Below are 7,593 nucleotides of genomic sequence, written 5' to 3'. Positions count from 1 at the left end.
CCACCGACACCCCCATCCACAGGTTCGCCGACCGGCTTGAGTGGCCGGCGAACCTGTGGATGGGGGTGTCGGTGGAGGGCGAGAAGGAACTCGCTCGCGTCGACGACCTGCGCCAGGTGCCGGCCGCGGTGCGGTTCCTGTCGTGCGAACCGCTGCTGGGGCCGCTGAAGGGCCTGGACGTTTCCGGCATCGACTGGGTGATCGCCGGCGGGGAGTCCGGCCCGCGCTTCAGGCCGCTGGAGCCGGAGTGGGTGACCGGTATTCGCGACGTCTGCCAGGAGGCCGATGTGCCGTTCTTCTTCAAGCAGTGGGGCGGCCGGACCCCGAAGGCGGGAGGCCGTCTGCTGGAGGGACAGCAGTGGGACCAGCTTCCGCTGGCCGCGGCGGTCAGTTCAGGCTGACCCGGCTCTTGCGGGTGAGCTTGCCACTGCTCAGCACCATCACGACGCCGTCGTTGCGCAGCTCCTGGACAGCGGCGAGCGCATGCTTGGGCAGCCAGCGGGAGGTCTCGGTCAGCAGCCACTGACCGATGTCCTCCACCGTCGCGACTCCCTGGGACAGACGTTGGTGGACCAGTTCCAGCAGCTCGGGGTCGACCACGTCCGCGCCGGCGAACAGCGTGGACTGTCCGGGGAGGACCCCGCCGCGAGTGCGGGGGTCCTTGAAGCTCATGCCATCGCTGACGTCGACCTTCCACATGGCCTCTTTCATCGCCTCCAGGCCCTTGGGGTGGCCGGAGCCGAAGACGAGGTACAGAGGCTGGCCGGTGCGGGGCACGAGCCGGAACTGCAACTGGGAGCGGAACCCCGCCCGGCGCAGCGCGTCACGGTAGGTCGACAGCCACACACGCCACCGCTCGTCAGGCCGGAGTTCTGCATCAGCGGGCGACCAGTACTCGCGGCCGCCGAAGACCATGTCGAGGACCTCCGGGTTGAACTCCTCACTGGCCATCTGCCGCCCCTGTTCGCGGCTGAACCAGTTGGGACCGAAGGTGGTGATGACCTCGCTGGAGGGGTTGTGGGCAATGCGGCGCATGAGGGACAACGGCACGTTGATGTTGCCCCAGCTGTCAAAGATCCCCAGGACTGGGTGGCCCCAGGCGTCCAGCTTGGTCAGCAGTTCGCCGCTGTCCTGTCCGGCCTCGCCGTGGTGCACTTCGACGTGTACGGGCAGGTCCTCCAGCGGCCCGAAGCAGCGGACGAGCTCCGCACACAGATGCTCGTAACGTGGCCGCTCCTTCTCGATGAAGATCAGACGGACACGCTGCCGGCTGAGGTTCATGCGGTCGACCGCAGTGTGGTTCAGCAGCTTTCTCAGGATGAAGACGGGCGAGCCCTCTTCTCCGCCCAGGTAGCGGCCAGGGCCGGCGAAGGCGTCCAGCAGCGTGACGCGAGGACGGGAGTATCCGGTGCGGGCGGAAGTCTGCAGAAAGATCGGCCACCAGGCGTCCAGGTACTGCTTGTACAACCGGTGCTTCGCCTCGGTAGCTGGCTCCAGCTTCCACAAGACGCCCATTCCGACCCCCTGCACGCGTTGTCCCCCACGCAGTCGGCAGCCCGACTGACCCAAACCCTGATCACCGATGGTGAGTGCATATGCTCTGCGGGTAAAGACCGCGTACCAGCCGCACTCGTGAGCAGGCGTGCTGGGGTCAGTCCAGCGGGGAGAGGGCAGCGATGCCCAGGACCTTCCAGTCCTGAGTGCCGGTGTCGCGTTCTACCCGCAGGCCTCCCCGGCGCAGTGCGTCGACCAGTCCGCGTTCCAGGGCGTCGATGGCGCCACACAGGTGCTCCGCCCTGCCGTCGCTGCCCTGTGTCTCCGCGGTGTCGAACAGCTTGTCGCTGACATTCCAGCTGACGGTGACGTGGTCGGCCGGCTCTCCCGGCTTCCACACCTCTTCACGCCCCAGCGCCACACCCGGCATGCCGTGGCGTTCGGCCACCGGCAGGTGCAGAAGGGAGCAGACCAGTCTGATCCTCTCCACCAGTTCGGTCGGCAGGTCCATCTCTTCGGGCGTGTAGCCCGGCCAGTCGTCGGTGTCGGTGTCATCGGTCACGGCGTACAGCCTCCCCGACCAGCCCGCCGCCGCGCTACGGCATCAGCCCAGGTCGGGCATTGCGAAGTGACGGTTATTTGCCGTTCAGGGGCCCAGACTGCTTCGAGCCGGGAGCGGAAGGCGGTGTCGCCGTAGCGGGTCGGGACGGAGTCCACGGACGGCCCGGGGCTGTCGGGAGGGGAGACCCAACCGGGCTCCTGTCCTGGACATGCGGGTGTGCCCGTTATGTCAGATACCCGGCCCAACTAGACAGCGGACCCCGCCAGGGCGGACGGCGCGCAGCGAGGGCCTCTGGCGCCCGGCAGCCACGGGCAGGAGTGCCGGCCCGGTCGGCACCGCGGGCCTGCGGCTTGTTTCAGGGGCCGAGTTGGGCTGTCGCGGCGGCGATCTCTTTCTCGGTGATGTTCTCGCTGCCGCTGCGGATCGCGAGGACGGCGGCGGTGGAGATGACGTAGGTGAGGGCTTTGAAGTAGCCGCCGGTGCGCTGGTGCAGTGTGACGGCGTGTTTGCTCAGGGCGTTCTCCTCCAGCCGGTACAGGCTCAAGTCAGCCTCGAAGCTTGCCAGAACGCGCCGGAAGGTCTCGTCGTCCTCGGTGTCCAGGGGCAGGGGGTGCAGCCAGGTCACCGGCAGCAGGGCGGTGGGGGAGGGCGAGACGGGTTCGGCCGGCCGTCCCGCCTGTTCGAGCCGTACCCGGTTTTCCTCGCTGACCCGGGTCAGCTCTCCGGCCAGGATGCGGGCCTGGTGCAGGCGGTGGCTGGCTCCGGTGCCGCAGAAGACGATGGAGATGCCCAGCTTGTCGCGCAGGTAGTCGAAGTAGGGCAGCACGTTCGCCAGGTGCTGCGGCGAGGCACGGTTGATGTCGTCGATGAGTAGCAGACGGGTCTGCGCGGTCTCCAGGACGTAGTTGACCGGCAGGGTCACGTCCTGGTGCCTGCGCATCTCCAGGACTTCCATGAGGCTCTTCGGTTCGGGGTTGAGACCCAGGTAGGAGCCGATCTCCCAGAGCCAGTTCACCCTAGGCTCAGGGTCCGCGGGGGTGATGTGCACTACCGGGATCGTGTTCTGGCGCCTGCCGCCCATGGCGGCTTCGATCTCCCTCTGGGCGGTGCGTCCAATCGCCCGCAGCAGACAGGTCTTGCCGGTGCCCGCGGGGCCGTCGATGACATGGTCCATCAGCCCGTCACGGCGCCCGCTGTTGGCGTGGACTGCCTCGACGACCATTTCCTGCATGTGGGTCATCGCGTCGGTGGGCACCATCCGCAGATGCCGGTGGTAGGCGATGGCCTGTTCGTCCGTCTTCCTGTCCTCGGCCGGACTGCTGCCCGCCGCCAGTGCGGGCGGCTCCACTTCCTCGTCGACGAAGTGGGTCCAGCCCGTGAGCTGGAACAGCGGCAGAGGACGCATCGGGGTGTCCTTCAGCTGCTGACGCAGACGGGCTTCACGTTTGTCGCGCAGTTCGATGGATGCCTTCATCACGCTTCTCTCTCGTCACGGTCCTGCACTGCACCGGCACACCGGCTCAGGACCGCAAAAACCTGTCCGCTCTCGGGGTCGGCCTGGGGCTGCGTCGTCACGGCTCCTGTCCTCGGTCGTCTACATCTCCCATACGTCGCCCTCGCCCTCGTCACCGTCATCACCGTCCGGATCGAGGTCGTCCAGGAGCTCCGCCTCGACGACCTCGTAGGCAGCTGCCGATGTTCCGGCAGCGGAGGCATCCGGCGGGCTGTCGTCGCCGTCGTCGAGGAAGAGTGCTGCCAGCGGATGCGGAGCCTGCCCGCTCTCCGAGGGCCCTTCCGCGCCGCCCGTGCCGGAGGGCAGCGCCGGCGGGGCGGCTGCGGGGGCGGGAGCCAGAGGGGAGATGGGCAGCGCCGGGTAGGGCCGCAGCGTCGACAGGTCGAACTCCTTCAGACCCGCGTAGGGGTCGTGGGAGGGCTGTTCGGTCTCCAACTCCAGTCCCTGGAATGGTGGTTCGGCCCCGGTGCGCTTGGGCGGCGGCCTCCGGCTGCGGCGGCGCCGGTCACGCTGGGCCAGGGACAGGGCGATCGCTTCCTCGTCCTGCTCGCTGCCGCCGGCCGCGCGGTGCTGCTCGGCGTGCTCCTGCCACATGTCCGCGGTCCACGGGTCGGTGAGCAGGTGCCGCAGCCGGAAGTCGCACGTCACCCAGGTGCCCGCGGTGTGGTCGTAGAGCCATACCCGCTCGGGACGGTAGGGGTTGAAGCGGCATTCCCACTTGTCCTCTGCGCCGGGCAGCTTCGAGCCGCCGCGCAGGAGGATCTCCCGGTAGTGTGCGGCGTCCTGCGTGACAGGCTGATAGGTCCGATAGTTGATCATGAAGCCGCTCTTGCCGGGGACGACCCACCGCAACAGCAGGAAGAAGCGGTTCAGGGCGGGGGAGAGTGGCACGGCCCGGTAGCCGCTGCGGGCCACCTGGACGGCATACATGTCGTTGGGGGACAGCGCGACCTGAGGCCGAAACGGATTGCGCAGTCCCGCATCGGGGGTCTGCTGGTACTCCAGGGCCACCCATTCCTGGGCCATCTGCTGGAGTTCGGCAATCGTGTACAGCGGCATCCGCTCGATGCCGCGGCCGCGCTTCTTGTGGCTGCGGCCCTGCCAGCCGTGCCGCACGTACTGGCTGAAGCGGTGCGCGAGAGTGGTGAAGGAGTGCTCGACGAGCGACTTGTCGGGCCCGGTCCTCTTGCGCGCCGGGCGGCGGGCGATGCGCAGCCGGTCGCAGACCTCGGTGAAATGCTCGCTCACGTAAGGGCTGCCCTGGTCGTAGATGATCAGTTCGGGGCGGATGACCGGGCGGGCGGCGGTGGCCTCGGTGAACCGCTCGTCCGCCGCGCGCAGCGCCCCGAACGGCAGGCTGGAGGCGGCGGCCGCGCTCAGCGGGTCCCAGCCTGGCATCACCGGCCAGGGCGCGAGAGCCTGGGCCAGCATCAGGGTCAGGTCGATCGCCCGGGTCGCCTGGCCTGCCTGTCCGCTCTCGGCGTCCCGGGGACGGCTTGGCGTGATCATCAGCGCGCACATGCTGTGACTGGCCACGTCGATCAGCGAGGTCATCTCCGTGGAGGTAGGCCGGCCGTCGTCGCCGCGGGCCAGGATCCGCAGCGGCGTGGTGTCGACCTGGGTCACCTGTCCCGGCCGCAGCACGGCCTCGCGCCCGCCGTGGGGCAGGGGCGGGGTGGAGGCCAGGGCGGCCCGGGCCCGTGTCGGCTGGTCCAGGATGTCGGCCAGGCCGGACTCCTTCATCCGAAGGTAGAAGGTGGAACGGGAGGGCAGCAGAGCCGCCACGGCAGCCGCGTCGCCGAGCTCCTCGTCGTAGCGCGAGTGCAGCAGGTCCTCGACCTCCTCGCGGATCAGCTCGATGGTCACGTCCGACTCGTGTGCCCGCCGGGCCACCACCTCCTGCATGGCGGTCAGACACCGCGGGTCGGTGAAGCCCCCCGCCCGTTTGTCCCGCGCGGCGGGCAGCAGCACAACCGGATTCTCCCCGGCCGCCTTCCACTTGCGCCGCTTGTCGGCGAGGGTGTGGGCGGAGCAGCGGACGCCGTCGGCGGCCAGCCGCGCCGACATTGCGGCGCACCGCTGGGCCAGCGTCGTGTCCGGCCCGAATCCCCGCGCATGCTCGCTTCGGCCCGGCGCCAGACCGGTGTCGATCTCCACCATGCGCGCCTGCCACAGCGCGGCTTCTTCCTCTCGGCCCTCCTGCCGCCCCCACCCGTCAAGAGCCGTGCTGTCCGTGGCCGGTGCCCCGCCGCCGCTGAGAACCGTGAAGTCCTCCGCGCCCACCAGCCACCGGTACGACACCGCCCGCGGTGCCTGCTCGCCGTCCTGCGGCAGCAGCGTGACCTGCGACCCCTGCCACGCCACCACCTCCCACTCGCGCTCCTGCCAGCGCACCCACGCCCCGATGGACAGCGACCCCGCAAGCCGGCCCTCACCCGATCCCGCCATGCGCCCCCCTCCGCGCCATCAGGCCGTCCAGGCCACGGCATCGGGCAGCAGCGGCTGTGCGCGGTCGAACAGCAGCCGCCGCTGCCACAGCATCCGGTAGGCGAGGTCCAGCCCCGTCAGCTCGTCCAGCCCGCTCGCCGCCACCCCTACCCGCAGGCCCGTCGGCTGCCTGAACGCCTCCAGCAGCACCCGCCCCTGGTCCTCCTCGTCGCCCGCGGGAAACCGGTAGCCGGCCAGCCAACCCAGATTGCGCACGCGCAGCCCCGACGGCTCACGCACCTGCCGCACCCGCCACCCGGCCGCCTGCGCCACCTCTTCCAGCACCTCAAGCCTCGACGCGGGCAGGCTCTCCTGGCCGGACGGCTTCAGCACCAGCACCTCACGCTCGCCCTCGGCCGCGGTCCCAGGTCAGCGAGCGGCGCAGCTGCTCGGGCAGCGTGGTGATCGTGCCGATGATCGCGTCTTTCACGGCCTCGGCGCCGCGGCCGGCCAGGGCCGGGCCGTTCTTGACCCGTGGCTCGACACCGTAGCCGTCCATCCGCGGCAGGTGCAGCAGCATGGTGAACCGGGTAGTGCGTTCCACGAGGGTGCCGATCGCGGACCGGCCGGTGCCGATGATGAGGTCGCCCTCCCAGTGGCCCGGCACCGCGCGGTCCTCGGCCTCGGCAGGCCGCTCGCTGATCATCACCTCGGGCGTCACGTGACCGTTCGCGCGTTGTCGGGAGCGTGTTCGCGGAACCCGTAGGGCACGCCCAGTGCGCAGGCAGGCGACCAGCTCGCGCTTGAGTGCCCCGCGCCCTTGGATGTAGAGGGCCTGGTAGATCGCCTCGTGCGAGATACGCATGGCCTCATCATCGGGGAAGTCGAACCTCAGCCGGTTTGAGATCTGCTCCGGGCTCCATGCCGTGGCCCACCTGCGGTCTTCGCGGCGCGGCTTGTTACGGCCCTTCCAGGGTGCGGCCTCAGGTCCCGGCACTGGCGTCCCGTCAGGTCGGCGGACCTGGCCGGAGAGCCGCTCCTGGACGTACTCGCGGAGCCGTTCGTTGACGGCAAGCTTCGCGGTCTTGGGGCGTCGCATCATAAGCTCTGCCTTCCACTGCGCTACCGAGGCCCGATACTCGAGCTTCCCGCCCCGAGTGGCCGCGTTGCGCCGCAACTCCCGCGAGATGGTCGCCGGGTCGCGACCGAGCCGGCGGGCGATCTCACGAACCCCAGCGCCCTGGGCTGTCATCAAGGCGATCTCTTCGCGTTTCTCAAACGACAGATAGCGGCCCGTGAGCGGGGCGAGCATGAAGGTCGGCATGCCGCCACGCTCGCGGAACCAGCGACTGCCGGCCGCCTGCGACGCGCCGACTGCGATCGCGGCTTCCTCGCTGGTCAGTCCCTTGGCGATCTCTCGCCAGAACAACCGTTCCACATCGCGGCGAAGCGACGGTTTCCCAGGCGACTTCATCGGCGCCCTGCCCGTCAGCGCCTTCATCCACCCCGCTGGCCTGCCCATCAACACCTCCAAGATCGAGGTGTTGCGACGACCGGTTGAATCCGCCCTGCGCTCCGTGATCGCTGTGGAATACGG

At 69.5% G+C, this 7,593-nt stretch carries 6 protein-coding genes and 1 pseudogene; 1 reads left to right on the top strand and 6 read right to left on the bottom strand.

The annotated features are described in order from the left end of the window. On the top strand, positions 1-401 hold a 401-nt coding region (locus StrepF001_RS43475; RefSeq protein ID WP_129803593.1), incomplete at its 5' end, for a DUF5131 family protein. On the opposite strand, the gene StrepF001_RS43470 is transcribed toward StrepF001_RS43475, so the two are convergent. The 6 genes and pseudogenes from StrepF001_RS43470 to StrepF001_RS43445 form a co-directional block, all read right to left on the bottom strand. Continuing rightward, positions 388-1,515 (bottom strand): three-Cys-motif partner protein TcmP, encoded by a 1,128-nt coding sequence (locus StrepF001_RS43470; protein WP_129803592.1) that lies wholly within the window; start codon positions 1,513-1,515, stop codon positions 388-390. The genes StrepF001_RS43475 and StrepF001_RS43470 overlap by 14 nt on opposite strands. Positions 1,516-1,651: 136 nt before the next feature. After that, the gene (locus StrepF001_RS43465; protein ID WP_129803591.1) at positions 1,652-2,056 is read right to left on the bottom strand and encodes a hypothetical protein; all 405 of its coding nucleotides are present in this window, start codon (positions 2,054-2,056) and stop codon (positions 1,652-1,654) included. Positions 2,057-2,411: 355 nt separating this feature from the next. Continuing rightward, on the bottom strand, positions 2,412-3,530 hold the full coding sequence (locus StrepF001_RS43460) for an ATP-binding protein (protein ID WP_206307155.1): 1,119 nt from the start codon (positions 3,528-3,530) through the stop codon (positions 2,412-2,414). 120 nt (positions 3,531-3,650) lie between these two features. Then, positions 3,651-6,017, bottom strand: a complete 2,367-nt coding sequence (locus StrepF001_RS43455; protein ID WP_129803589.1) for a DDE-type integrase/transposase/recombinase — start codon at positions 6,015-6,017, stop codon at positions 3,651-3,653. Positions 6,018-6,035: 18 nt separating this feature from the next. After that, positions 6,036-6,395 (bottom strand): hypothetical protein, encoded by a 360-nt coding sequence (locus tag StrepF001_RS43450; protein WP_240797984.1) that lies wholly within the window; start codon positions 6,393-6,395, stop codon positions 6,036-6,038. A 13-nt stretch (positions 6,396-6,408) separates the two neighbouring features. After that, positions 6,409-7,497: pseudogene (locus StrepF001_RS43445) on the bottom strand (IS30 family transposase); the annotation flags it as partial. Positions 7,498-7,593 lie beyond the last annotated feature (96 nt).

It is taken from the genome of Streptomyces sp. F001 (genome assembly GCF_004187715.1).
In the GTDB taxonomy this organism is placed as follows: domain Bacteria; phylum Actinomycetota; class Actinomycetes; order Streptomycetales; family Streptomycetaceae; genus Streptomyces; species Streptomyces flavusporus.
Note: the sequence above shows the minus strand (reverse complement) of the source record. Positions and strands in the feature narration are given on the sequence as shown.

What these genes read in the sequence shown, in the direction of transcription:
- StrepF001_RS43460 (WP_206307155.1), bottom strand. Translation starts at nt 3,530, where the DNA reads ATGAAGGCATCCATCGAACTGCGCGACAAACGTGAAGCCCGTCTGCGT.
- StrepF001_RS43455 (WP_129803589.1), bottom strand. Translation starts at nt 6,017, where the DNA reads ATGGCGGGATCGGGTGAGGGCCGGCTTGCGGGGTCGCTGTCCATCGGG.
- StrepF001_RS43470 (WP_129803592.1), bottom strand. Translation starts at nt 1,515, where the DNA reads ATGGGCGTCTTGTGGAAGCTGGAGCCAGCTACCGAGGCGAAGCACCGG.